Source organism: Homoserinibacter sp. YIM 151385, from assembly GCF_027912415.1.
In the GTDB taxonomy this organism is placed as follows: Bacteria; Actinomycetota; Actinomycetes; order Actinomycetales; family Microbacteriaceae; genus Schumannella.
Window position 1 is genome coordinate 2,546,010 of sequence record NZ_CP115175.1, and the last position, 24,593, is coordinate 2,570,602.

Genomic DNA, 24,593 nt, shown 5'->3' on the forward strand with positions numbered 1-24,593 from the left:
GCTCCCCGGTCGATGCACGTGCACCTCCACAACTCAATACGACCGACGGCCCAGCCACCCGTCGTCACCCTGCGAGCGTCATATGGCGGACGCTCAGCCGAAAGGAATCCATAGTGCTCATTGCACAGCGCCCCACCCTGTCCGAGGAGAGCATCTCCGAGTTCCGGTCGCGGTTCGTCATCGAGCCCCTCGAGCCGGGCTTCGGGTACACCCTCGGCAACTCGATGCGCCGCACGCTGCTCTCCTCCATCCCGGGAGCCGCCGTCACCAGCATCCGGATCGACGGGATCCAGCACGAGTTCGACACCGTCCCCGGTGTCAAGGAGGACGTCGTCGAGATCGTCCTCAACATCAAGAACCTCGTGGTCTCGAGCGAGCACGACGAGCCGATCACCGCGTACCTCCGCAAGACCGGCGCCGGACAGGTCACGGCCGCCGACATCTCGGCGCCCGCGGGTGTCGAGATCCACAACCCCGAGCTCGTCATCGCGACGCTCAACGACAAGGCGAAGTTCGAGCTGGAGCTCACCATCGAGCGCGGCCGCGGCTACGTGTCGGCGACGCAGAACCGCTCCGAGTTCTCCGAGGCCGGCCAGATCCCGATCGACTCGATCTACTCGCCGGTGCTCAAGGTGACGTACCGCGTCGAGGCGACCCGCGCCGGCGAGCGCACCGACTTCGACCGCCTCGTGGTCGACGTCGAGACGAAGCCGGCGATCAGCCCGCGCGACGCGATCGCGTCCGCCGGCCGCACCCTCGTCGAGCTCTTCGGCCTCGCCCGCGAGCTCAACACGCAGGCCGAGGGCATCGAGATCGGCCCCGCGCCGGTCGACGCCGTGCTCTCGAGCGAGCTGTCGATGCCCATCGAGGACCTCGACCTCTCGGTGCGCAGCTACAACTGCCTCAAGCGCGAGGGCATCAACACCGTCAGCGAGCTCGTCGCCCTCTCGGAGACGCAGCTCATGAACATCCGCAACTTCGGTCAGAAGTCCGTCGACGAGGTCAAGGACAAGCTCGTCGAGCTCGGCCTCTCGCTGAAGGACAGCGTCCCCGGCTTCGACGGGGCGCACTTCTACGGCGGCTACGACGACGAGACCAACGCCTGAGCCGCTGCTCAGGACCGTGACACTGGAGATACAGAACAATGCCTAAGCCCACCAAGGGTCCCCGCCTCGGAGGCGGCCCGGCGCACGAGCGCCTCATGCTCGCGAACCTCGCCGCGGCGCTCTTCACGCACAAGCGCATCCAGACGACGGAGACGAAGGCCAAGCGCCTTCGCCCCTTCGCCGAGCGCCTCGTCACCTTCGCGAAGCGCGGCGACCTCCACGCGCGCCGTCGCGTGCTCGGCATCATCGGCGACAAGGGCGTCGTGCACGAGCTCTTCACGGAGATCGCGCCGCAGGTCGCCGAGCGCGAGGGCGGCTACACCCGCATCATCAAGACCGGCTACCGCAAGGGCGACAACGCGCCCATGGCGGTCATCGAGCTCGTGCTCGAGCCCGTCTCGAAGAAGCCCGCGTCGTCGAAGAAGTCGGCCGCGCGCGCCGAGGTGACGCCCGCCGTCGAGGAGACCCCGGTCGAGGAGACCCCGGCCGAGGAGACCGAGGTCGAGGAGACCGCGACCGACGCCGAGGAGACGCCGGCCGAGGAGGCGCCCGCCGAGGACGCCGCCGAGGGCGACACGAAGTAGCTCCCGCAGCACCGCACGAGGGCCCCGACCGTCCGGTCGGGGCCCTCGCGGCATCTCCGGCCGGGGCTACGGTGGAGGGATGACGCTCCCGCCCCTCTCCGACCGGGTCCCCGCGCTCGGGGTGCCCGGCATCCCCGCCGGTCCCGACGGCGTGCACTGGCGCCCGGCGGCGCTGGACGACGTCGATGCGCTGCACGACGCGATCGCCGACGTCGGCCGGGCCGAGCACCCGCACTTCACGATCCCGCGCGAGGAGGTCGAGGAGGACCTGCGCGCCGACTTCGCCGATCTCGACCGCGACAGCCTCGTCGCCCACGACGGCACCGGGCGCGTCCTCGGCTACGGGCTGGCGCTCCGGTATCCGGGCCAGGAGACGATCCAGAAGTCGATCCTCCTCGGCGGCGTCCGCCCGGACGACCGCGGCCGGGGGATCGGCCGCCGCATCCTCGACTGGCAGCTCGCCCGGGGCGCGGAGCAGCTGCGCGCGCTCGACGACCGGGTGCCCGGCTGGTTCCAGACCTGGGCCTACGACGTCGAGGGGCCGCAGGTCAGGCTCCTCGAGCACGGCGGCTTCCGCATCGCCCGCTGGTTCCAGGATCTCCACCGGGACCTGGCCGAGCCGATCGCGGCGCGGGAGCTCGCGGGGTACCAGATCGTGCCGCTCTCCTCAGAGCTGCACGAGGCCACGCGGCTCGCGCGCAACGACGCCTTCCGGGACCACTGGTCGAGTCAGCCGAGCGCCCCCGAGGTGTGGGCCTCCGCGATGCGCCGCGAGGTGCAGCGGCCGGACCTGTCCAGGGTGGCGCTCGCGCCCGACGGGAGCGTCGCGGGCTTCGTGCTCGTCGAGCACAACCCCGAGGACACCCCGGCGCAGGGGTTCTCGGGTGCGTACATCGGGCTCGTCGGCACGGTCCGCGAGCACCGGCGGCGCGGCGTGGCGCCCGCGCTGCTCGCCGAGGTGCTGCGCGCGAGCCGGGACGCGGGACTCGAGCGGGCGGTGCTCGACGTCGACAGCGAGTCGCCGACGGGCGCGACCGGCCTCTACGCGGCCCTGGGCTTCACCGAGGCGCAGCGGAGCGCGTCGCTCACGATCGAGTTCTAGGCGCGCCGCTCGACCGTCGGGGTGGAGGAGTGCCCGCATCCCAGGCGGATGCGGGCACCCTGTCTCAGTGCTCGGCGGCCTTCTCGGCGCCGTGCCCGGTCATCGACCGGACCTCCATCTCGGCCCGCAGCTTCGCCGACTCGGTCGGCTTCGAGGCGAGCGTCCCGACGATGCCCGCGAGGAATCCGATCGGGATCGACACGATGCCCGGGTTCGAGAGCGGGAACCAGTGGAAGTCGACGCCCTGGATCATCGGCGTCGCCCCGCCGGAGACGGCGGGCGAGAAGATGATGAGCACGATCGCCGAGCTGAGCCCCGCGACCATGCTCCACACCGCGCCGCGCGTCGTGAAGCGCTTCCAGAACAGCGAGAAGAGGATCGTCGGCAGGTTCGCGCTCGCGGCGACCGCGAAGGCGAGCGCGACGAGGAACGCCACGTTCTGGCCCTGCGCGAGGATGCCGCCGAGGATCGCGACGATGCCGATCACGACGACCGTCCGGCGCGCGATCTTGACCTCGTCGACGGAGCCGGAGCCGGATCCATCGCCCTTCTTGAGCACGTTCGCGTAGATGTCGTGGGCGAAGCTCGTCGCCGCGGTGATCGTGAGGCCGGCGACGACCGCGAGGATCGTCGCGAACGCGACCGCCGAGATGATGCCGAGCAGCACCGGGCCGCCGAGCTGCAGCGCGAGCAGGGGCGCCGCCGAGTTCACGCCGCCGGGCGCCGCGAGGATCGCATCGGGGCCGACGAGCGCCGCGGCGCCGTAGCCGAGCACGAGCGTGAAGAGGTAGAAGACGCCGATGATCCAGATCGCCCAGACGACGCTGCGCCGGGCCTCCTTCGCCGTCGGCACCGTGTAGAAGCGCATCAGCACGTGGGGGAGGCCGGCGGTGCCGAGCACGAGGGCGAGGGCGAGCGAGACGAAGTCGAGCGGGTTCGCACCGTACTGCAGGCCGGGCTCCAGGATCGAGGTGCCGGTCGCCCCGACCGCCGCCGCCTGCTCGCTGCCGCCGTAGACCGTGACCGCCTTCTCGAGCAGCGCCGAGAAGTCGAAGCCGTTGACCGCGAGCACCCAGATCGACATGATGCCGGCGCCGCCGACGAGCAGCACCGCCTTGACGATCTGCACCCAGGTCGTGCCCTTCATCCCGCCGATGAGGACGTAGAGGATCATGAGCACGCCCACGACCGCGATCACGACGCCGACGAGGGTCTTGTCGGTGATGCCGAGGAGCAGCGCGACGAGGCCGCCGGCGCCCGCCATCTGCGCGAGCAGGTAGAAGAAGCAGACGACGAGCGTCGTGACGGCCGCCGCGGTGCGCACCGGGCCCTGCTTGAGGCGGAACGAGAGCACGTCGGCCATCGTGAACTTGCCGGTGTTGCGCATGAGCTCGGCGACGAGCAGGAGCGCGACGAGCCAGGCGACGAGGAAGCCGATCGAGTAGAGGAAGCCGTCATATCCGTTGACGGCGATCGCGCCGCAGATGCCGAGGAAGGATGCGGCCGAGAGATAGTCGCCCGAGATCGCGACGCCGTTCTGCGGGCCGGTGAAGGAGCGCCCGGCGGCGTAGTAGTCGGCGGCGGAGCGGTTGTTGCGGCTCGCCCGGAAGACGATGACGAGCGTCACGATCACGAAGGCGAGGAAGATCGAGATGTTGAGGACGGGGTTGTTCTCGGCCTGCGCGGGCGCGGTGGCGAGGGGCAGCACGGCGGTCACCTCGAGACCTCCTCGAGCTCGGTGCGGATCTCGGTCGCGAGCGGGTCGAGCTTGCGGTTCGCGAAGGCGACGTAGCCCATCGTGATGGCGAAGGTGGTGACGAACTGGCCGAGCCCGAGCAGGAGGCCGAGGTTGACGTCGCCGATCACCGGCGTCGACATGAGGTCGTGCGCGTAGGCCGCGAGCAGCACGTAGACGAAGTACCAGACGAGGAACAGCACCGCGAGCGGGAACACGAAGCGGCGGTGGGTCCGGCGGAGGCGCTGGAACCGCTCGGAGGCGGCGACCGCCTCGAAGTCGACGGGGCCGCGCTCGGCGCCGTCCGCGCCGGGAGCCGGGGATGTGCCGGACATGTGACCTCCTCGTCACGATCGCGGCGCGATCCGGCCGACCGCAGGGAGCATGTCGGCGTCGTCGCCTCGATCCAGGTGTCACCCTAACGGGGGCGATCGCGACATGTCGAGACGCGTGCGCGACGAGTGTCGTGCGTCGCACACGGGACTCAGCGCGGGATCGGCGTGCCCGCGTCGTCCCGCTCGTCGCGCAGCGGCGGGAGGGCGGCGAGCCGGAGCAGCGCCTGCCGGACGGTCTTCGTCCACGCCCGCGCCCCCGCCGGGCCGAAGTGGATGCGGTCGCTGTTGAGCTCGCCGAGGATGCGCTGCGCGCTCGAGTGCCAGTTCGCGAGCTCGACGTTGCGGTAGCGCGCCGCGAAGGACTCGAGCGTGCGGTTGACGCCCTCCGTCCAGCCGCGGGGTGCCTGCACGTTCACGACGACGAGCACCCGCTCGGGGCCGATGAGCTCGCGGACGCGCTCCAGGGTGTCGGCGCCGATGGAGCCGTTCGTGCCGAGCGCGAGGACGAGGACCTCGCGCAGCCGGCCCGCGTCCCGCAGCGCCCGCACGAGGTCCGGGGCCTCGCGCATCTGCCGCGACACGGCGGCCTCGACGAGGATGCCGGGGAGGCGCCGCTGCAGCTCGTCGGCCGCCGCGACCGTGACGGAGTCGCCGATCGCCACGATCTGCTCGCCGCGGTACGGCTCCACCCGGTCGGCGTCGGGCGCCTCGGGCCCGGGCGCCGGGCTCGCGTCGCCGTCGCGGATCGCCGACTCGCCGGCCTCGATCTGCGCCTGCGTCTCGCCGACGCCGGGGTCGGCGGCGAGGGCGAGCCCGCTCGCGGTGCCCGCGCCCGCGAGCAGGGCGATGACCGCGATGCCGGCGGCGAGCGCGCGACGCGACCCCCGCATCCGGCCGCCCATCGCGCGGAGCGCCCCGCGGAAGCCGAGTCGGCGCACCGGCATCTCGGCGAGCCGGTACGACAGCGCCGCCGCGAGCACCGTGATGGCGAGCGCCGCGACGCCGCGCAGCCACGGCCAGTCGCCGCCGGGACCCCAGTCGGGCACCGCCTGCGCGAGCAGCACGACGGCGGGCCAGTGCCAGAGGTAGAGGCCGTAGCTCCGCTCGCCCACCCAGCGCAGCGGCCGCCGCTCGAGCAGCGTGCCGAGCATGGAGCCGGGCAGCATGAGCGCCCACACCGCGAGCGCGGAGAGCACGACCGCCGCGAGGATGCCGCCCCGCGCCGCGGCCGCCTCGTCGTCCGGGAGCACGACCGCGAGCGCGACGACGCCCGCGACCGCGAGCAGCCCGAGCCAGGGCGCGGTGCGCCGCTGCCAGCGGGAGAGACCCAGCTGCGTCTCCGGCATCCGCTCGGCGAGGAGGGCGACGAGCGCCCCCGCGAGGAGGCCGCCGGCGTGCGTGTCGGTGCCGTAGTACACGCGCGCCCCCGTGTCGGCGAGGAGCCAGGCGGCGGTCGAGGAGGCGGCGAGCAGCGCGGCGACGAGCGCGATCCGGACCGCGCGCGACAGGCGCACGATGAGCAGCACCGCGAGCGGCCAGAGCAGGTAGAACTGCTCCTCGACCGCGAGCGACCAGAGGTTGCGGAGCAGCTCGGGCGCCGTGTCGTCGAAGTAGTCGCCGCCCTCGGCGACGAGCAGCCAGTTGAGGCTGAAGCTCGCCGCCCCCGCGACCTGCCTCCACAGCCCGACGAGCACGTCGCCGCCGAGGGCCCAGGCGGCGGCGCAGGCGCCGAGCACGACGAGGGCGAGCGCCGGCAGGAGGCGACGGGCGCGGCGGCGCCAGAAGGCCCCCAGCCGGATGCGGCCGTGCTCGGCCCGCTCGCGCAGCAGCAGGGTCGTGATGAGCGCGCCGCTGATGACGAAGAACACGTCGACGCCGAGGAAGCCGCCCGGCATCGCGCCGTCGAAGAGGTGGGCGACGACGACGAGCGCGACCGCGAGCGCGCGGAGGCCGTCGAGTCCGCGGATGCGGAAGCGCGGCGGCGGGCCGGGGCTCGGGTGGTCGTCGCTCGGGGTCATGGGCGTGAACGAGGATACGCGGCGCCGCCGTCGCCCTAGACTCGGCGTCGTGGATGCGCAGGGGGCCGGCCGGGAGGCCTCGGGCGAGTCGGAGGCGGCGTCGCCGCTCGGGCCGCTGACCCGCATCCGCCTCGACGTCGCCTACGACGGCACCGCCTTCTCCGGCTGGAGCCGGCAGCCGGGGCTGCGGACCGTGCAGGGCGAGCTCGAGACGGGGCTCGCGACGATCTTCCGCCGGCACGCGCCGACCCCGCTGCTCACGGTCGCGGGGCGGACGGATGCGGGCGTCCACGCGAGCGGGCAGGTCGCCCACCTCGATCTCACGGCCGCGCAGCTCGCCTCGCTCGAGCGGCCGCACCGCGGCGGCGAGGACCCGCGCGGGCCGCTCGGGGTCGCGGCGATCGCGCGGCGCCTCAACGGCATCCAGGGGCTCGATGCGGATGTGCTCGTGCGCTCGGCGCGGATCGCGCCGCCCGGCTTCGACGCGCGCTTCTCGGCGATCTGGCGCCGCTACGAGTACCGCATCGCCGACCGGCTCGCGGTGCAGGACCCGCTGCGCCGGAACGCGACCCTCCGCATCCCCGCCGAGCTCGACCTCGAGGCGATGCGGATCGCGGCCGCCTCGCTCACGGGCCTCCACGACTTCGCCTCCTACTGCAAGCCGCGCGAGGGCGCGACGACGATCCGCACCCTGCAGGACTTCGCGTGGCGGCGCGATGCGGAGGGCGTCCTGGTCGCGCACCTCCAGGCCGACGCCTTCTGCCACAGCATGGTGCGGGCGCTCGTGGGCGCCTCGGTCGCGGTGGGGGAGGGGCGGCTGGATCCGGCCGAGCTCGTCGTGCTCAGGGATGCGCGCGAGCGCAGCTCCGCCTTCAAGGTCGTGCCCGCGAAGGGGCTGGTGCTCACCGAGGTCGGCTACCCGGATGACGCGGAGCTCGCGGACCGCGCGGCGCAGACCCGCGCCCGGCGCGAGGACCCCCTGCGCCCGGTTTGACGGGCCGCTCGATCAGCGACTACTCTGGGCAGGTTGTCTGCACCGCGCAGATGATGTCGAAGCCCTCCACCGTCGGGTTCCACGCCATCGGCGTCGAACGCACATCGGAGCGGGATTCACGACCAACTCGACCAAGAAAGCGGTTGCTCCTGTGACGCGCACCTTCAGCCCCAAGCCGGCGGATGTCCAGCGGAACTGGGTCGTCATCGACGCGACGGATGTCGTGCTCGGCCGACTCGCCAGCCACGCTGCGGCCCTCCTGCGGGGCAAGCACAAGCCCACCTTCGCCCCCCACATGGACATGGGCGACTTCGTGATCATCGTCAACGCCGAGAAGGTCGCCCTCACCGGCGCCAAGCTCGAGAAGAAGATGGCCTACCGCCACTCGGGCTACCCGGGCGGCCTCACCGCGACCTCGTACACGGAGCTCCTCGAGAAGCACCCGGCGCGCGCGGTCGAGAAGGCCATCCGCGGCATGCTCCCGAAGAACTCGCTGGGCCGTGCCCAGATCAAGAAGCTGAAGGTCTACGCGGGTGCCGAGCACCCCCACGCGGCCCAGCAGCCCACGTCCTACACCCTGACCCAGGTCGCGCAGTAGCGCCCGCCCCGATCGAAGGAATCGACTGATGGCGAAGATCGAAGACTCCATCTCCGGCGAGGTTCTCGGGAACTACTCGACCGAGACCCCCGCGGGTGAGACCGCAGCGGCCTCCACGCCGCGCCCCGTCCTCAACGTGTCCGGCGCGGCCGTCGGCCGTCGCAAGGAGGCGATCGCGCGCGTGCGCCTCGTCCCCGGCAACGGCGGCTACGCGGTCAACGGCCGTGCGCTCGAGGACTACTTCCCGAACAAGCTCCACCAGCAGCTCATCAACGACCCGTTCAAGGTCCTCGAGCTCCTCGGCAGCTACGACGTGACGGCCCGCATCACGGGCGGCGGCCCCTCGGGCCAGGCGGGCGCCCTGCGCCTCGCGATCGCGCGCGCGCTCAACGAGATCGACCGCGAGAACAACCGCCCCGCCCTCAAGAAGGCCGGCTTCCTCACGCGCGACGCGCGCGTCATCGAGCGCAAGAAGGCCGGTCTCAAGAAGGCGCGCAAGGCCTCGCAGTTCTCGAAGCGCTAGTCGCGACGGGCACCGGGATGCCTCGCCTCTTCGGCACGGACGGGGTCCGCGGGCTCGCCAACGGCGAGATCATCACCGCGGACCTCGCCCTGGGCCTCGCCCAGGCGGCGGCGGTCGTGCTCACGCAGGGTCGGCACGCCGACGAGAACCGCGCCCGCGGTCGTCGTCCGCGTGCCGTCCTCGCGCGCGACCCCCGCGTCAGCGGCGAGTTCATCTCGGCCGCGGTCGCCGCCGGCCTCGCGAGCTCCGGCATCGACGTGCTCGATGCGGGCGTCGTGCCGACGCCGGCGGCCGCCTACCTCGTGGGCGACACGGGCGCCGATTTCGGGGTCATGGTCTCGGCCTCCCACAACCCGATGCCCGACAACGGCATCAAGTTCTTCGCCCTCGGCGGCGTGAAGCTCCCCGACGAGGTCGAGGACCGGATCGAGGCGGCCCTCGGCCTCCCGCATCTCCTCCCCACGGGCGCGGGCGTCGGCCGCATCCGCCGCTTCTCCGACGCCGAGGACCGCTACCTCCTCCACCTGCTCTCGACGCTGGACGTGTCGCTGGACGGCATCCACGTCGTCCTCGACTGCGCGCACGGCGCCGCCGCCGGCGTCTCGCCGCAGGTCTTCACCGATGCCGGCGCGACCGTGACGGTCATCGGCGCGGACCCGGACGGCGTCAACATCAACGACGGCATCGGCTCGACCCATCTCGAGCAGCTGCAGGCGAAGGTCCTCGAGGTCGGCGCCGATCTCGGCATCGCGCACGACGGCGACGCGGACCGCTGCCTCGCGGTGGATGCCGAGGGCCGGGTCGTCGACGGCGACCAGCTCATGGCGGTCCTCGCGGTCGCGATGCAGTCGCGCGGCGAGCTCACCGGCGACACGCTCGTGGCGACCGTCATGTCGAACCTCGGGCTCCGCATCGCGATGCAGGAGCGGGGCATCCGCGTGCTCGAGACGGCGGTCGGCGACCGCTACGTGCTCGAGGCGCTCGCCGAGCACGACCTCGCGCTCGGCGGCGAGCAGTCGGGCCACATCGTGTTCCGCCGTCACGCGACGACGGGCGACGGCATCCTGACGGGTCTCCAGATCGTCGCCGAGATGGTGCGCACGGGTCGCTCGCTCGCGGAGCTCGCGGGCGTCATGACGGTGCTGCCGCAGGTGCTCGTGAACGTCTCCGGCGTCGACCGCGCTCTGCTCGGCGAGGATGCGGGCGTGCGCCGGGCGGTCGAGGCGGCGGAGGCCGAGCTCGGCGACGGCGGCCGTGTGCTGCTGCGTCCCTCGGGCACGGAGCCGCTCGTGCGGGTCATGGTCGAGGCGACCTCGCAGGCGACGGCCGACCGGCTCGCGGCCGACATCGCGGACGCGGTGCGCGCCAACCTCGCGGTCTGAGCCGCGCCGCCCGTCCGCCCGCCCCGCCCCGCCCGCCCGTCCCGAAGGGCGTTTCTCCGCATCCGCCGCGCGGATCCGCGCCGCGAATGCGGAGAAACCCGCACCTCGGGTGCCGCGGATCGACACGTCGACACGTCGACACGTCGCGGCCGAGTGCCGCTAGATCTTGCGGAGCTGCACCGCGGCGACCTGGTGGTCCGCGCCCTTCCGGAGCACGAGGTCCGCGCGCGGCCGCGTCGGCAGCACGTTCTGGACGAGGTTCGGCTCGTTGATGGTGCGCCAGATCTCGCGCGCGCGGCTGACCGCCTGCTCCTCCGAGAGCGAGGCGTAGCGGTGGAAGTACGAGCCCGGGTCGGCGAAGGCGCCGCGCTGGAGGCGCAGGAAGCGGTCGACGTACCAGCGCTCGATGTCAGCGGTGCGGGCGTCGACGTAGATCGTGAAGTCGAAGAGGTCGCTCACGGCGAGACGGCGGCCGGGCGCCGGCGGCTGGAGCACGTTGAGGCCCTCGACGATGAGGATGTCGGGCCGGTTCACGACGATCTCGGCGTCCGGCACGATGTCGTAGCGCAGGTGCGAGTAGAAGGGCGCGCGCACCTCGGCCGCGCCGCCCTTGACGCGGCTGACGAAGCGGAGCAGCGCCCGCCGGTCGTAGCTCTCGGGGAAGCCCTTGCGGGTGAGGATGCCGCGCCGCTCGAGCTCGGCGTTCGGGTGGAGGAAGCCGTCGGTCGTGATGAGCTCGACGCGGGGCGTGTCGTCCCAGCGGGCGAGGAGCTCGCGGAGCAGTCGCGCGATGGTGGACTTGCCGACCGCGACGGAGCCCGCGATCCCGATCACGAAGGGCGTCGGGGCGCCGCCGCCCTGGCCCAGGAAGCCGCGGGTCGCCGCGTGGAGCGCCTTCGCGTTCGCGGCGTAGAGGTTGATGAGCCGGCTGAGCGGCACGTACACCTCGCCCACCTCGCTGAGGTCGAGGCTGTCGCCGAGGCCGCGGAGCTGCGCGATCTCGAACTCGGTGAGGGGATTCGGCGTGTTGGGGGCGAGCTCGGCCCAGTCCCGGCGGGGCAGGTCGAGGAAGGGGGAGGGCGTCCCGCCGCTGTCGCTCATCGGTGCTCAAGCGTAGTCCTCGCAGGCGCCGCCGCTAGAATCGGCGGAATGTGCGGAATCGTGGGCTACGTGGGCCCGGGCAGCAGCATCGACGTCCTCCTCGGCGGCCTCAAGCGCCTCGAGTACCGGGGCTACGACTCGGCCGGGGTCGCGATCCTCGACGAGTCCGGCGAGCTCGCCACGCGCAAGCGCGCGGGCAAGCTGAGCGTCCTGACGGACGACCTGCAGGAGGCGCCGATCGCCGACGGCCGCACCGGCATCGGCCACACCCGCTGGGCGACCCACGGCGGCCCCACCGACGGCAACGCGCACCCGCACCTCGGCGACGGGGGCCGGCTCGCGCTCATCCACAACGGCATCATCGAGAACTTCGCGGAGCTCAAGCAGGAGCTCCTGGATGCGGGCGAGGCCTTCGAGTCCGAGACCGACACCGAGGTCGCGGCGCTGCTCGTCGGCCGCGCCTACCGGGAGACGGGCGACCTCCAGGCGGCCCTGCGCTCGGTCGTGAACCGCCTCGACGGCGCCTTCACCCTGCTCGTCATGCACCGCGACGAGCCGGGCGTCGTGGTCGGCGCGCGCCGCAACTCCCCGCTCGTGATCGGGCTCGGCGACGGCGAGAACTTCCTCGGCTCGGATGTCGCGGCCTTCGTCGAGCACACCCGCCGCGCCATGGAGATCGGCCAGGACCAGCTCGTCGCGATCCGCCCCGACTCCGTCGAGGTCACCGACTTCGCCGGCGCGCCCGTCGAGGCGAAGGAGTTCGAGGTCGCCTGGGATGCCTCGGCGGCCGAGAAGGGCGGCTGGCCGTCGTTCATGAAGAAGGAGATCTCGGAGGAGCCGGACGCCGTCGCGAACACGCTGCGCGGCCGCATCGTCGACGGCGCGGTCGTCCTGCCGGAGCTCGAGCCGCTCGCGGGCGCGCTCGCCGACATCGACCGCATCATCGTGATCGCCTGCGGCACGGCCTCCTATGCGGGCATGCTCGGCAAGTACGCGATCGAGGCCTGGGCGCGGGTGCCCGTGGACGTGGAGCTCTCGCACGAGTTCCGCTACCGCGACCCGGTGCTCACCTCCCGCACCCTCGTCGTGAGCGTCAGCCAGTCGGGCGAGACCATGGACACGCTCATGGCGGTCAAGTACGCCCGCGAGGCGGGCGCGCGCACGCTCTCGATCTGCAACGCGCAGGGCGCGACGATCCCGCGCGAGTCCGACGCCGTCCTCTACACCCACGCGGGACCCGAGGTCGCGGTCGCGTCGACGAAGGCGTTCGTCGCGCAGGCGACGGCGCTCTACCTGCTCGCGCTCCATCTCGCGGAGGTGCGCGGCGTCTCGACCGAGGAGCAGGCGGCCGAGCGGCTGGAGGAGCTGCAGGCGCTGCCGGAGAAGCTGGCCGCGGTCGTCGAGTCGAGCTCGGCGCGCATCGCGGAGCTCGCGGGCTGGATGGGCGACACCCAGTCGGTGCTCTTCCTCGGCCGGCACGTCGGCTACCCGATCGCGCTCGAGGGCGCGCTCAAGCTCAAGGAGCTCGCCTACATCCACGCGGAGGGCTTCGCGGCGGGCGAGCTCAAGCACGGGCCGATCGCGCTCATCGAGCCCGGCCAGGTCGTCTTCGTGGTCGTGCCGAGCCCGCGCGAGCCCTCCTCGCTGCACCCGAAGGTGGTCTCGAACATCCAGGAGATCCGCGCCCGCGGCGCCCGTGTCATCGCGATCGCGGAGCTCGGGGATGTCGCGGTCGTCCCCTTCGCGGACGAGGTCATCCGCATCCCGCTCGCGGCGCCGCTCGTCGAGCCGCTGCTCGCGGTCGTGCCCCTGCACATCTTCGGGATGGAGCTCGCCGCGGCGAAGGGCCTCGACGTCGACCAGCCGCGCAATCTCGCGAAGTCCGTCACGGTCGAGTAGTGCCGTGATCGTCGGGATCGGGGTGGATGTCGTCGACCTGGCGCGCTTCGAGCGCGCGGTCGGCCGCACCCCGGCCCTCCGCGAGCGCCTGTTCGCCGAGAGCGAACGCGATCGGCCCCTCCGCTCGCTCGCGGGCCGCTTCGCCGCGAAGGAGGCGCTCATGAAGGCGCTCGGCGACACCACCGGCATCCGCTGGCACGACATGGTGGTCACGGCCGACGCCGACGGCGACCCGTCCTTCCGGCTCTCGGGGGCCGCGAAGGCGATCGCCGAGCGCCGGGGCGCCGCCCGCATCCACCTCACGATGTCGCACGATGCCGGCGTCGCGATCGCGATGGTCGTCGCCGAGACGGCGCCGGAGACGGCGCCCGAGCGCGGCCCCGGGGCGGGCTCGTGACCCGGGCCGCGGACGGGCGCCGCACCCGCGAGGCGCGCATCGACCTCGACGCGCTCGGCCGCAACGTCGTGCGGCTGCGGGAGGCGGTCGCGCCCGCGAAGGTCATGGTCGTCGTGAAGGCGCAGGCCTACGGGCACGGCGCGCTCCCCGCGGCGCTCGCCGCCGAGGCGGCCGGCGCCGACTGGCTCGGCACCGCCGACCTCGAGGAGGCGCTCGCGCTGCGCCGCGGCGGGGTGCGCGCGCCGCTGCTCGCCTGGCTGCACGGGACGGGGGCCGACTTCCGCGCGGGGGCGGCCGCCGGCATCGACCTGGGGCTGAGCTCGCTGCTGCAGCTGGAGCGCGCCGCCGACGCGGGGGACGCCGGCGGGGCCGACGGGCCGGTGCGCGTGCACCTCAAGCTCGACACCGGGCTCGGCCGCAACGGCATCCCGCCGCGGGACGTGGAGGCCGTGTTCCGGCGCGCCGCCGAGCTCGAGCACGCCGGGCGGGTCCGCGTCGTGGGGCTCTTCAGCCACCTCTCCAACACCGACCGCGAGGAGGACCTCGGGCAGCTCGCCGCCTTCGAGCGCCTCGTCGAGCTCGCCCGCGGCGAGGGCGTCGAGCCCGAGCTGCGGCATCTCGCCGCCTCCGCGGGGGCGCTCGCCCTCCCCGAGACGAGGCTCGACCTCGTCCGCCTCGGCATCGCGAGCTACGGCCTCTCGCCGGACCCGCGCGTCGACGTCGCACCTCTCGGCCTGGAGCCCGTCATGGAGCTCAGCGCCGAGGTCGTCGCGGTGCGGCGCGTGCCCGCCGGCCACGGCGTCTCCTACGGCCTCACCTGGCGGGCGCCGCGCGAGACCGGGCTCGCGCTCCTCCCGCTCGGCTACGGCGACGGCATCCCGCGCGCCGCCTCCGATCGCGGCATCGTCGTGATCCGCGGCGAGCGCTTCACGATCGCGGGCCGGGTCGCGATGGACCAGCTCGTCGTCGACATCGGCGACGCCCCCGTCGAGGTCGGCGACCGCGCCGTGCTGTGGGGCGACCCCGCGGCGGGCGCCCCGTCCGTCGAGGCGTGGGCGGATGCGGTCGGCACGATCGACTACGAGCTCGTGACGCGCGTCGGCGGGCGCGTCGAGCGCGTGCACGTCGGTGGCCCCGAGGGCGCGGCCGAGGCGGAGGCGTGAGCCCCGAGCCCGCGGGGCGGCTGGAGCTCACGGTGCCGGATGCGGCCGCCATGGAGCGGCTCGGCGCGCGACTCGCGGGGCTGCTGCGCGCGGGCGACCTCGTGCTGCTCGACGGCGAGCTCGGGGCCGGGAAGACGACGCTGACCCGCGGGCTCGGGGCGGCGCTGGGCGTCCGCGGCGCGGTCACGAGCCCGACCTTCGTGCTCGCGCGCACGCACCCGCGCGAGTCCGGCGGGGCGCCGCTCGTGCACATCGACGCGTACCGCCTCGCGAGCGCGCGCGAGCTCGACGACCTCGACATCGACTGGGACGGCAGCATCACGGTCGTCGAGTGGGGTGCCGGCAAGGTCGACGGCGTCGCCGAGGCGTGGATCGCGGTCGCGATCGAGCGGCCGACGGGCGGCGACCCGGAGGCGGAGGACGAGCCGCGCCGCGTCGTCGTCGAGGGCCACGGCGCCCGCTGGGCGGGGCTCGTCGCCGCGCTGACCGCCTGAGGTGGGTTTCTCCGCGTCCGCCGCGCGGATCCGCGCGGCGGACGCGGAGAAACCCACCTCGCGGGAGGCGGCGTAGGCTCGGGGGGTGCTGCTCGCGATCGACTCCTCCACGGGGACGAGCGTCGCCGTCGTCGATCGGGAGGGCGTCGTCCTCGCCAGGGCCGGCGACCCCGGCACCCGCGGCCACGCCGAGCTCATCGGCCGCGCGATCGAGGCGGCCCTCGCCGAGGCCGGGATCCGCGCCCGCGACCTCGACGCCGTCGCGGTCGGCATGGGCCCCGGCCCCTTCACGGGCCTCCGCGTCGGCATCGCCGCGGGACGGGTCCTCGCCCTCGCGGTCGGCGCCCGCGTCCTCCCCGTGGTGAGCCACGACGCGGTCGCGCTCGACGCATCCGGCCCGGCGCTCGTCGTGACGGATGCCCGCCGCCGCGAGGTGGCCTGGTCGCGCTACGAGGGCGGCCGGCGCACGCACGGCCCCGAGCTCGCGACGCCGGACGCGCTCGAGACGGTCGTGCCCGGGTACGCCGAGCTCGAGCGCATCGACGCCGCGCTCGTCGACGCGGGTGCGCTCGGGCGGCTCGCGCTCCGCCTCGAGCGGGGCGAGGCGCCCGGCCTCGCGCTCGCCCAGGGCGAGCCGCTCTACCTCCGCCCGCCGGACGCGACCCCGCAGCTCCAGCCGAAGCGGGTCACGGCATGACGCCGCACCTCCGTCGGGCGGGCACGGACGACCTCGACGCGATCATGGCGATCGAGGAGGCGACCTTCCCCGACGACGCCTGGTCGCGCGACTCGATGGAGCGCGAGCTCGCCGGCGAGCACGGCTGGTACCTCGTCGCGGTCGAGGGGGATGCCGTGATCGGCTACGCGGGCCTCCTCGCCCCCCGCGGCTCGGGCCAGGCCGACGTGCAGACGATCGCGGTCGTGCCCGAGGCCCGGCGCGGCGGGCTCGGCCGTGCGCTCATGCTCGCGCTCATCGGCGAGGCGCGCGAGCGGCGTGCGCTCGAGGTGTTCCTCGAGGTCCGTGCCGACAACCCGGGCGCGCAGGCCCTCTACGAGCGGCTCGGCTTCGAGCAGATCGCCGTCCGCCCCCGCTACTACCGGGGCGTCGTCGACGCGCTCATTATGCGGCTCGAGGTGCCGGCGCCGCGCACCCTCCCGGCGACGGGGCGGCCCTCGTGAGCGCCGCCGCATCCGCGCCGCTCGTCCTCGGGATCGAGACGAGCTGCGACGAGACGGGCGTCGGGATCGTGCGCGGCGACCGCCTGCTCGCGAACGTGATCGCCTCCTCGATGGAGGAGCAGGCCCGCTACGGCGGCGTCGTCCCCGAGGTCGCGGCGCGCGCCCACCTCGAGGCGATGGCGCCCGCGATCGAGCAGGCGCTCGCGGAGGCCCGGGTGTCGCTCGCCGAGCTCGACGCGATCGCGGTGACGAACGGCCCCGGCCTCGCGGGCGCGCTCATGGTCGGGGTCGGCGCGGCGAAGGCGCTCGCGATCGGCCTCGAGAAGCCGCTCTACGCCGTCAACCACCTCGTCGGCCATGTCGGCGCCGACCTCCTCGCGACCGGCGACGGGGCGTCGGGCCCGCTCGAGACGCCGACGGTCGCGCTGCTCGTGAGCGGCGGGCACACCTCGCTGCTCCTGGTCCGCGATCTCGAGCGGGACGTCGAGCTGCTGGGGGAGACGATCGACGACGCCGCGGGGGAGGCCTTCGACAAGGTCGCGCGGCTGCTCGGCCTGCCGTACCCGGGCGGTCCGCAGATCGATCGCGCGGCGATCGGCGGCGACCCGGCCGCGATCCGCTTCCCGCGCGGGCTGACGGCCCCCAAGGACCGCGAGCGCCACCGCTGGGACTTCTCCTTCTCGGGCCTCAAGACGGCGGTCGCGCGCTGGGTGGAGGGCGCCCGCGACCGCGGCGAGGAGGTGCCGACGGCGGATGTCGCGGCCGGCTTCCGCGAGGCGGTCGCCGATGTGCTCACCGCGAAGGCGATCGACGCCTGCCGCGAGCTCGGGGTGCCGCGGCTGCTCCTCGGCGGCGGCGTCGTCGCGAACGCGCGCCTGCGCGAGCTCGCCCGGGAGCGGGCGGATGCGGCCGGCATCGAGCTGCGGATCCCGCCGCTCAGCCTCTGCACCGACAACGGCGCGATGATCGCGGCGCTCGGCGCCCGGCTCGTGATGGGCGGCCACGCCCCGTCGACGCTCGACTTCGGCGCGGACTCCACGCTGCCGGTCACCGCCATCCGCTCCTGAGCGGGACGGGCATCCGATCGGCACCGGTGCCGCGGGGTCATGGGGAGTCCTCCACGTTGACACCCCTTCTGCGGCGCTGACACACTGTTCACGCGCATCACGCGCATCCCTCATCTCTCAAGGAGCCCCTCCATGACCGACCCCACCCCGTACGGTGCGGCCCAGCCCGAGCCGACCCCCTACGCCGCCGGCGCCCCCGTCGCGCAGAAGACGAACGTCCTCGCGATCGTGTCGCTCGTGCTCGCGTTCGTCGTCTCGCTCGGCGCCGTGATCTGCGGTCACATCGCGCTCGGCCAGATCAAGCGCACGGGCGAGGGCGGCCGCGGCCTCGCGCTCGCGGGCCTCATCCTCGGCTACATCGGCATCGTCGGCGGCATCATCGCGATCATCGCGAGCATCGCGCTCGCCGGCGCCGCGGCGACCTACCCCAGCGGCTACTGATCCGCTGAGCACGCGTGCGGAGGGGGCCGTCGGCATCGCGCCGGCGGCCCCCTCCCGCGTGTCCGCCCCCTGTCGGGCAAGGGCCTGGACGCGGTAGCCTCCTCAGGTGAGCATCCCCCCGATTCCCGACGCCCCCAAGGACGGCGAGCGGTCCGACGACGCCGCGACGTCCGCCATCGACGAGGAGACGACGACGCGCGCCGCGGGCGCCCCGTCCGCTCCCGAGGCCCCGGCCGCCCCCGCGGCGCCGGTCACGCCTCCCGCCCCGGACGCGAGCCGCCCCGAGGTCGACCCCTACGGTCAGCCGGCACAGCCCGGCTACGGCCAGCCGGCGCAGCCCGCATACGGTCAGCAGCCCGGCTACGGTCAGCAGCCCGGCTACGGCCAGCCCGCGCAGCAGGCCGTCTACGGCCAGCCCGCGCAGCCCGGCTACGCGGCGCCCGCCTACCAGCAGAGCTACGCACCGGCGCCGCCGAAGACGCTCAGCATCATCGCCATGGCCGCGGGCATCGCGGGCCTCATCATCCTGCCGTTCATCGGCTCGATCGCGGGCGTCATCCTCGGCCACATGGGTCTCAAGCGCGAGCCGGCCGGCCGCGGCTTCGCGATCACCGGGCTCATCACCGGCTACGCGGGCATCGCCCTCTGGCTCTTCGTGTTCGTGGTGGGCATCCTGCTGCCGATCCTCGTCCTGATCGGCGCGGGCGCCGCCGCCGGCTCGGGCACCTACGGCCCGTAGCCACCGCCGCCGCGAGCGCTCCGTTCTGCGGGAGATCCGGCCTTCACGCGCCGATCGACGGCCCCGGCGTCCGGAACTCCTGCAGAACGGGAGGACGCCTAGGCCCGCTCGGCGAGGATCGCGATCCGCGCCGCCCCGCGCCGCGTGAGCACGAGCGTCGCGCGGCCCGCGCCCTTCGGCGCGAGCCGCCGGCGCAGCTCGGCGGGGTCGAGGTCGACGCCGCGCGTCTTGATCTCGATCGTGCCGATGCCGCGCGCCGCGAGCTCGCGCTTGAGGACGCGGGGATCGAGCGGCAGCTCCTCGAGCACGCGGAAGCGCTGCGCGAAGGGGGTGTCGATCGGCTCGTCGGCCGTGATCCAGGCGATCTGCGGGTCGAGCATCCGCCCCTCGACCGCGCGGGCGAGGTCGCCGATGAGCCGGGCGCGGATCACCGCGCCGTCGGGCTCGTACAGCCACGCGCCGAGCGGGCCGACCGGGGCGTCCTCGCGGTCGGCGGGCGCCGTCATCTCGTGGGCGGCGCCCTCGCGGAGCACGAGCGCGGCGCGGCCCACCCCGGGTCGCGCGAGCGGACCCGACCAGAGCGCGAGCTCGACGACCTCGCGGTCGATCGAGACCCACTGCGCCTCGAGGCCCTCGGGGATGAGGTCGCGGTCGAGGCCGGGTCCGAGCTTGATGCCGGTCGGGATGCGGGTCGCGAGATCGAAGGCGACGTCGAGCGAGGGGGACCAGTCCGCGGGATCGGCGAGGCGGCGGGCGCCCTCGCGGCGCGCCGGGTCCAGCCAGAGCCCCTCCGCATCCTCGAGGCCGATGTCCTCCGCGTCGGCGCCCACGACCTCGGCGCCGGGGAACGGGGCGAGATTGTAGGCGGCGACCGCGGCGGTCGCCTCGTCGCGCTCGACGGCGGTCACGCGGATGCCGAGGGCGGCCAGCGCGAGCGCGTCGCCGCCGATCCCGCAGCCGAGGTCGTGGACGTGCCCGATCCCCGCCCGCTGGTAGCGCCCCGCGTGGAGGGAGGCGACCCGCAGCCGCGTCGCCTGCTCGAGCCCGGCGGGGGTGAACAGCATCCGCCCGGCGAAGTCGCCGAACTTCGCGCGCGCCTTCTCGCGGAGGCGCGCCTGCGTGAGGACGGCGGCGACGAGCTCCGGCGGGTGGCCGGCCTTGCGCAGCCTGGAGACGGCGCGCACGACGTCGGCCTGCGCGCCGATGCCGCCGACCTCGTCGAGGAGGCGGAGCCCCTCGGGCGAGAGGAGCGCGCGCAGCTCGGCGGTATCCATCGCCCCATCCTCCCACCGGGTCGCGCGGCCCGGATCCGGCATCCCGTCCTGGCACTCGCGTTGAGAGACTGCCAGTTGCCCGCTAGAGTTGTCTGGCACTCGCAAGCAGCGGGTGCCAGCCCCAGAGTTTGAGCAAGCGAAAGCAGAGGTCAGCCGTGTCGGTTTCCATCAAGCCGCTCGAGGATCGCATCGTCATCCGCCAGGTCGAGGCGGAGCAGGTCACCGCGTCGGGCCTGGTCATCCCCGACACCGCCAAGGAGAAGCCCCAGGAGGGCGAGGTCGTGGCCGTCGGCCCCGGCCGCGTCGACGACAACGGCAACCGCGTCCCGGTGGACGTGGCCGTGGGCGACAAGGTCATCTACTCGAAGTACGGCGGCACCGAGGTCAAGGTCGGCGGCGAGGACCTCCTCGTCCTCTCGGCCCGCGACGTGCTCGCGGTCGTGGAGCGCTAGCCCGCATCCTCGAAGTCCTGCCGAACGGCCCCGTGGTCCTGCCACGGGGCCGTTCCGCGTCTCCGCCGTCCGGTGCCGGTCGGGGGCGGCCACTAGCCTGAGTCGGTGACCCCGCCGCCCGCTCCCGGAGCCCCCGCTCAGCCCGCGGAGGCGGGAGCCGGATCCGGCGCCGGCCTCCTGTTCGCGATCGGCGCCTACGTCCTCTGGGGATTCCTGCCGGTCTACTTCGTCCTCCTCTCGGTGGCGAGCGCCTTCGAGATCGTCGGCTGGCGCATCCTCTTCTCGCTCGTCTTCTGCGCGCTGCTCATCACGGCGACGCGCGCGTGGCGTCCGCTCATGGCGCTCGCCCGCGACCGGCGCGTCATGCTCACGCTCGCGGGCGCCGGCGCGCTCATCTACGTCAACTGGCAGGTCTATGTCCTCGCCTCGACGACGGGCCACATCGTCGAGGCCTCGCTCGGCTACTTCATCAACCCGATCGTGACGGTCCTGCTCGGCGTCATCGTGCTCCGCGAGCGGCTGCGGCGCTGGCAGTGGGTCGCGGTGGGCGTCTCCTTCGCCGCCGTGCTCGTCATCGCGATCGGCTACGGGCAGTTCCCGTGGATCTCGCTCGCCCTGGCCGGCTCCTTCGGCGTGTACGGCTTCATCAAGAAGCGCGTCGGGGGCCGGGTGGATGCGGTGAGCGGCCTCACGCTCGAGACCATGTGGCTCGTGCCGGTGGCGGTCGTGCAGCTGTTCGTCGTGAACGGCGTGGTCGGCCTCACGATCGCGAGCGAGGGCGCGGGGCACACCCTCCTCCTGCTCGCCGCGGGTGCCGTCACCGCCGTGCCGCTCCTCTTCTTCGCGGCCGGCGCGCGGCGCCTCTCGCTCACCGTGCTCGGGCTCACCCAGTACTTCGCGCCCGTGCTGCAGCTGCTCGTCGGCGTGGTCATCATGCACGAGCCGATGCCGCTCGAGCGCTGGATCGGCTTCGGGCTCGTCTGGATCGCGCTCGCGATCCTCACGATCGACATGATCGTCGCCGGCCGCGGACCGCGCCGGGCCTCGCTCGAGCGCGTCTGAGGCGCGGCCGCCGATAGGGTGCCGACATGAGCGGCGGCCGGCACGGGATGCGGTGGCGCCCCGGCGCGGCGGTCGCCTCGCTCGCGGTCCTCGCCCTCCTCGCGGGGTGCACGGGCGCCCCGGCACCGGCGGGCTCCCCCTCGCGCGCATCCCCGTCGCCCGCGCCCTCGACGGGCCCCGCGCCGTCCGGCGACGGCGAGCTCCGCCTCGGCGTGCTCGTGCCCCGCGCGGGCACGCGCGAGTTCCTCGCCGCGCCGATCGCGGCGGGCGTCCGCCTCGCGGCCCGCGACCTCGGCCGCGCCGGCGGCCAGGCGCCCCGGGTCGTCGTGCGGAGCACCGGCGACGGCGGCGAGGACGACCTCGCGGAGGCGATCGACGCGCTCGCCGAGGCGGGCGTCGACGCGATCGTCGGGCCGGCGACCTCGCGCGTCGCGCAGCGCGCCCTCCCGCTCGCCGCCGCCCGCGGCATCCCGCTCGTGAGCCCCTCGGCGACGCTGCCGGTCGCCCCCGACGAGGCGACGGGGTGGATCCTGCACCGCACGGTCGCGACGCTCGCGCAGCAGGGGCCCGCGCTCGCCGCGCAGCTCCTCGCGGAGGGCGACGTGGAGTCGGTCGCGGTGGTCGCGGGGGAGGACGCCGAGAGCCGCTCGCTCCTCGCGCCCCTGCGGCAGCCGCTCGAGGCGGCGGGGGTGCGGGTCGAGGTGCTCGACGCGCCGCAGCGCGGCCGGGGTGCGGCGGCGGTCGCGCGTCGCGCCGCGGACCTCCGGCCGGATGCGGTCGTGGTGGCGACGCAGGACGGCGACGGCGAGGTCACGGCGGCGCTCGTGCGCGCGCTCCACGCGCGGCGGCTCGCGGGCGAGCGCCTCTGGCTGACCGCGACGAACGCGGGCGACCTCTCGCGGCGGCTCGAGGACGGCGAGGCGGCCGGCGTCCGCGCGGTCCTCGACGGGGTGCGCCTGCCGCGCGCCGTCGAGCGCCGGCTCCGTCAGGTCGATGCCGACCTCGCCTCCGCGCGCTACGCCGCCGAGGCCTACGACGCGGCCGTGCTCATCGGGCTCGCCGCGGCGGTCGCCGGCGACGACGGCGGCGAGTCGATCGCGGGGGCGCTGCCCGGGGTCGCGGCGGGCGGCATCCGCTGCGGCGACCCGGCCGAGTGCCTCGGGGTGCTCGCGGCCGGGAGCGACCCCGACTACGACGGGCTCGCCGGCTCGCTCGCGGCCGGGGCGGACGGCATCCTGCTCGACCCGCGCCTCACGCTCGTGCGCTATCGGGAGGACGGCACCTGGCGCCCGATCGGGGATGCGGTCGCCGGCTGAGCGGGCGCCGTCCGGCCCGCCGCCGCCCTATGAAGGTCACGGAATATAACGATTGGGCCGCGTTACACCCCCGTAACACGTCCGTATTGTGCCGGAGCACGGGGTTCCGTACCGTGACAGGACACGTCGGGGTGCATCGCCCCGCAGTGTCCTGTCTCATCTCACAGATCATCAAGGAGCATGATGAGCGCATTCTCGAAGGGGACCCGCGGGTTCTCGACCGGGGCCAAGTTCCTCGCACTCGGCGCCGGCGCCCTGCTGCTGGCCTCGTGTGCCAGCACCCCGGAGGCCGAGGAGCCGTCCGCCGAGATCCCCGAGGGCGATGGCGTCTTCTCGGTCGGCACGATCCTCCCGGAGACCGGCAACCTCGCCTTCCTCGGCCCGCCCGAGATCGCGGGCGTCAAGCTCGCGGTCCAGGAGATCGAGGAGGCCGGCGACGCGTTCCCCTTCGAGACGAAGCTCACCGAGCGCGACTCGGGCGACGCGACCACCGACATCGCGACGACCTCGGCCTCCGAGCTCGTCCAGGAGAAGGTGGACGTCGTCATCGGCGCCGCGAGCTCCGGCGTCTCGAAGACCTTCATCGACCAGCTCGTCGACGCGAACATCATCCAGATCTCCCCCGCCAACACGGCACCGGAGTTCACGGACTACGACGACAACGGCATCTACTGGCGCACCGCCCCCTCGGACGTGCTCCAGGGCCGCGTGCTCGGCAACCTCATGGTCGGCGACGGCAACGAGAACGTCGGCATCATCTACATCAACGACCCCTACGGCGAGGGACTCAAGGACAACGCGAAGGCGGCCATCGAGTCGGCCGGCGGCACCGTCACCTCCGAGGTCTCCTACAACGCGGGCGACACCGTGTTCACCACGCAGGTCGACGAGATCCTCGGCGCGGGCGCCGACGCGGTCGCGGTCATCGCCTTCGAGGAGACGGCGTCGATCGTCCCCGAGCTCGTCAACACGCAGGGCTTCGACAGCTCGAAGGTCTACTTCGTCGACGGCAACCTCTCGAACGACTACTCCTTCCCGGAGGGCACGCTCGAGGGCGCCAAGGGCACGCTGCCCGGCAACCCGGCGAAGGACGACTTCCAGGCGCGCCTGAAGGAGATCGACTCCGGACTGTCCGACTTCTCGTACGCTCCCGAGTCCTATGACGCGGTCATCGTCGCGGCCCTCGCGGCGGCCCAGGCCGGCAACGACGACCCCGAGGCGATCAAGCAGAACCTCGAGTCGGTCTCCAAGGAGGGCGAGAAGTGCTCGACCTTCGCCGACTGCCTCGAGCTGATCGAGGCCGGGACCGACATCGACTACGAGGGCGTCTCCGGACCCATCACCTTCGATGAGAACGGCGACCCGACCGAGGCGTACATCGGCATCTACCAGTACGGTGCCGACAACACGTACACGCTCCTCAACGCGGAGTTCGGCAGCCTCGCGGGCTGATCGACCTCGCACACCCCGAGGGCCCCGGCGCAGCGCGCCGGGGCCCTTCGGCGTCCCCGGGCCCTGTGCACCCCACTCCACCCGCACATCCCCCGCCCGTCCCGAGAGCCTCGAGAGCCTCGAGTTGTCGGATTCCGCCCTCCAGAGGCCACCTGAAGGGCGATATGTGACAACTCACGT

Annotated in this window: 25 protein-coding genes; 20 read left to right on the forward strand and 5 right to left on the reverse strand. The window is 73.8% G+C overall.

Annotated features, from left to right (window positions below):
• Positions 1-113: 113 nt before the first annotated feature.
• From OF852_RS12385 to OF852_RS12395, 3 genes are all read left to right on the forward strand, one after another.
• The gene (locus OF852_RS12385; protein WP_271119465.1) at positions 114-1,106 is read left to right on the forward strand and encodes a DNA-directed RNA polymerase subunit alpha; all 993 of its coding nucleotides are present in this window, start codon (positions 114-116) and stop codon (positions 1,104-1,106) included.
• A gap of 38 nt (positions 1,107-1,144) precedes the next feature.
• Positions 1,145-1,690, forward strand: a complete 546-nt coding sequence (gene rplQ / locus OF852_RS12390; protein ID WP_271119466.1) for a 50S ribosomal protein L17 — start codon at positions 1,145-1,147, stop codon at positions 1,688-1,690.
• 79 nt (positions 1,691-1,769) lie between these two features.
• Positions 1,770-2,792 (forward strand): GNAT family N-acetyltransferase, encoded by a 1,023-nt coding sequence (locus OF852_RS12395; protein ID WP_271119467.1) that lies wholly within the window; start codon positions 1,770-1,772, stop codon positions 2,790-2,792.
• A 64-nt stretch (positions 2,793-2,856) separates the two neighbouring features.
• On the opposite strand, the gene OF852_RS12400 is transcribed toward OF852_RS12395, so the two are convergent.
• The 3 genes from OF852_RS12400 to OF852_RS12410 form a co-directional block, all read right to left on the reverse strand.
• Complete coding sequence (locus OF852_RS12400; RefSeq protein WP_271119468.1) at positions 2,857-4,509, reverse strand: solute symporter family protein; 1,653 nt, start codon at positions 4,507-4,509, stop codon at positions 2,857-2,859.
• Positions 4,506-4,862, reverse strand: a complete 357-nt coding sequence (locus tag OF852_RS12405) for a DUF485 domain-containing protein (RefSeq protein WP_271119469.1) — start codon at positions 4,860-4,862, stop codon at positions 4,506-4,508. Before OF852_RS12405 ends, OF852_RS12400 begins: the two co-directional genes overlap by 4 nt.
• Positions 4,863-5,011: 149 nt before the next feature.
• Positions 5,012-6,880 carry an acyltransferase family protein gene (locus OF852_RS12410; protein WP_271119470.1) on the reverse strand — a complete coding sequence of 623 codons (1,869 nt, stop codon included), beginning with the start codon at positions 6,878-6,880 and terminating at the stop codon, positions 5,012-5,014.
• Between the two features lie 115 nt (positions 6,881-6,995).
• On the opposite strand from OF852_RS12410, the gene truA reads away from it, so the two are divergent.
• The 4 genes from truA to glmM all read left to right on the forward strand — a co-directional run bounded on the left by truA (position 6,996) and on the right by glmM (position 10,377).
• The gene (gene truA, locus OF852_RS12415) at positions 6,996-7,874 is read left to right on the forward strand and encodes a tRNA pseudouridine(38-40) synthase TruA (RefSeq protein ID WP_271121174.1); all 879 of its coding nucleotides are present in this window, start codon (positions 6,996-6,998) and stop codon (positions 7,872-7,874) included.
• Between the two features lie 151 nt (positions 7,875-8,025).
• Positions 8,026-8,472, forward strand: coding sequence for a 50S ribosomal protein L13 (rplM, locus tag OF852_RS12420; protein ID WP_271119471.1), 447 nt, complete (start codon positions 8,026-8,028; stop codon positions 8,470-8,472).
• Between the two features lie 28 nt (positions 8,473-8,500).
• Positions 8,501-8,995 (forward strand): 30S ribosomal protein S9, encoded by a 495-nt coding sequence (gene rpsI / locus OF852_RS12425; protein ID WP_271119472.1) that lies wholly within the window; start codon positions 8,501-8,503, stop codon positions 8,993-8,995.
• Positions 8,996-9,012: 17 nt separating this feature from the next.
• A complete protein-coding gene (gene glmM, locus OF852_RS12430) occupies positions 9,013-10,377 on the forward strand; it encodes a phosphoglucosamine mutase (RefSeq protein ID WP_271119473.1) in 1,365 nt (454 codons plus the stop codon).
• 159 nt (positions 10,378-10,536) lie between these two features.
• Here glmM and coaA read toward each other — a convergent pair whose 3' ends face one another.
• Positions 10,537-11,478, reverse strand: coding sequence for a type I pantothenate kinase (coaA, locus tag OF852_RS12435; RefSeq protein ID WP_271119474.1), 942 nt, complete (start codon positions 11,476-11,478; stop codon positions 10,537-10,539).
• Positions 11,479-11,526: 48 nt separating this feature from the next.
• On the opposite strand from coaA, the gene glmS reads away from it, so the two are divergent.
• From glmS to OF852_RS12480, 9 genes are all read left to right on the forward strand, one after another.
• On the forward strand, positions 11,527-13,377 hold the full coding sequence (glmS, locus tag OF852_RS12440) for a glutamine--fructose-6-phosphate transaminase (isomerizing) (protein ID WP_271119475.1): 1,851 nt from the start codon (positions 11,527-11,529) through the stop codon (positions 13,375-13,377).
• A 4-nt stretch (positions 13,378-13,381) separates the two neighbouring features.
• Positions 13,382-13,774, forward strand: coding sequence for a holo-ACP synthase (locus OF852_RS12445; protein WP_271119476.1), 393 nt, complete (start codon positions 13,382-13,384; stop codon positions 13,772-13,774).
• Positions 13,771-14,937 (forward strand): alanine racemase, encoded by a 1,167-nt coding sequence (gene alr, locus OF852_RS12450; protein WP_271119477.1) that lies wholly within the window; start codon positions 13,771-13,773, stop codon positions 14,935-14,937. Before OF852_RS12445 ends, alr begins: the two co-directional genes overlap by 4 nt.
• A 50-nt stretch (positions 14,938-14,987) precedes the next feature.
• Positions 14,988-15,431 (forward strand): tRNA (adenosine(37)-N6)-threonylcarbamoyltransferase complex ATPase subunit type 1 TsaE, encoded by a 444-nt coding sequence (tsaE, locus tag OF852_RS12455; protein ID WP_271121175.1) that lies wholly within the window; start codon positions 14,988-14,990, stop codon positions 15,429-15,431.
• 85 nt (positions 15,432-15,516) lie between these two features.
• A complete protein-coding gene (tsaB, locus tag OF852_RS12460) occupies positions 15,517-16,128 on the forward strand; it encodes a tRNA (adenosine(37)-N6)-threonylcarbamoyltransferase complex dimerization subunit type 1 TsaB (protein WP_271119478.1) in 612 nt (203 codons plus the stop codon).
• A complete protein-coding gene (gene rimI / locus OF852_RS12465; RefSeq protein ID WP_271119479.1) occupies positions 16,125-16,610 on the forward strand; it encodes a ribosomal protein S18-alanine N-acetyltransferase in 486 nt (161 codons plus the stop codon). Before tsaB ends, rimI begins: the two co-directional genes overlap by 4 nt.
• Complete coding sequence (gene tsaD, locus OF852_RS12470; RefSeq protein WP_271119480.1) at positions 16,607-17,677, forward strand: tRNA (adenosine(37)-N6)-threonylcarbamoyltransferase complex transferase subunit TsaD; 1,071 nt, start codon at positions 16,607-16,609, stop codon at positions 17,675-17,677. The genes rimI and tsaD overlap by 4 nt, the downstream gene beginning before the upstream one ends.
• Before the next feature lie 132 nt (positions 17,678-17,809).
• The gene (locus OF852_RS12475; protein WP_271119481.1) at positions 17,810-18,118 is read left to right on the forward strand and encodes a DUF4190 domain-containing protein; all 309 of its coding nucleotides are present in this window, start codon (positions 17,810-17,812) and stop codon (positions 18,116-18,118) included.
• A 106-nt stretch (positions 18,119-18,224) separates the two neighbouring features.
• The gene (locus OF852_RS12480; RefSeq protein ID WP_271119482.1) at positions 18,225-18,857 is read left to right on the forward strand and encodes a DUF4190 domain-containing protein; all 633 of its coding nucleotides are present in this window, start codon (positions 18,225-18,227) and stop codon (positions 18,855-18,857) included.
• Between the two features lie 98 nt (positions 18,858-18,955).
• Here OF852_RS12480 and OF852_RS12485 read toward each other — a convergent pair whose 3' ends face one another.
• Complete coding sequence (locus OF852_RS12485) at positions 18,956-20,131, reverse strand: class I SAM-dependent methyltransferase (RefSeq protein WP_271119483.1); 1,176 nt, start codon at positions 20,129-20,131, stop codon at positions 18,956-18,958.
• A 155-nt stretch (positions 20,132-20,286) separates the two neighbouring features.
• On the opposite strand from OF852_RS12485, the gene groES reads away from it, so the two are divergent.
• The 4 genes from groES to OF852_RS12505 all read left to right on the forward strand — a co-directional run bounded on the left by groES (position 20,287) and on the right by OF852_RS12505 (position 24,413).
• Positions 20,287-20,583 (forward strand): co-chaperone GroES, encoded by a 297-nt coding sequence (groES, locus tag OF852_RS12490; RefSeq protein WP_271119484.1) that lies wholly within the window; start codon positions 20,287-20,289, stop codon positions 20,581-20,583.
• A gap of 105 nt (positions 20,584-20,688) precedes the next feature.
• A complete protein-coding gene (gene rarD, locus OF852_RS12495) occupies positions 20,689-21,645 on the forward strand; it encodes an EamA family transporter RarD (protein WP_442908629.1) in 957 nt (318 codons plus the stop codon).
• Positions 21,646-21,671: 26 nt separating this feature from the next.
• Positions 21,672-22,961 (forward strand): ABC transporter substrate-binding protein, encoded by a 1,290-nt coding sequence (locus OF852_RS12500; RefSeq protein ID WP_271119485.1) that lies wholly within the window; start codon positions 21,672-21,674, stop codon positions 22,959-22,961.
• 183 nt (positions 22,962-23,144) lie between these two features.
• The gene (locus OF852_RS12505) at positions 23,145-24,413 is read left to right on the forward strand and encodes an ABC transporter substrate-binding protein (protein WP_271119486.1); all 1,269 of its coding nucleotides are present in this window, start codon (positions 23,145-23,147) and stop codon (positions 24,411-24,413) included.
• The last annotated feature ends 180 nt before the right edge of the window (positions 24,414-24,593 follow it).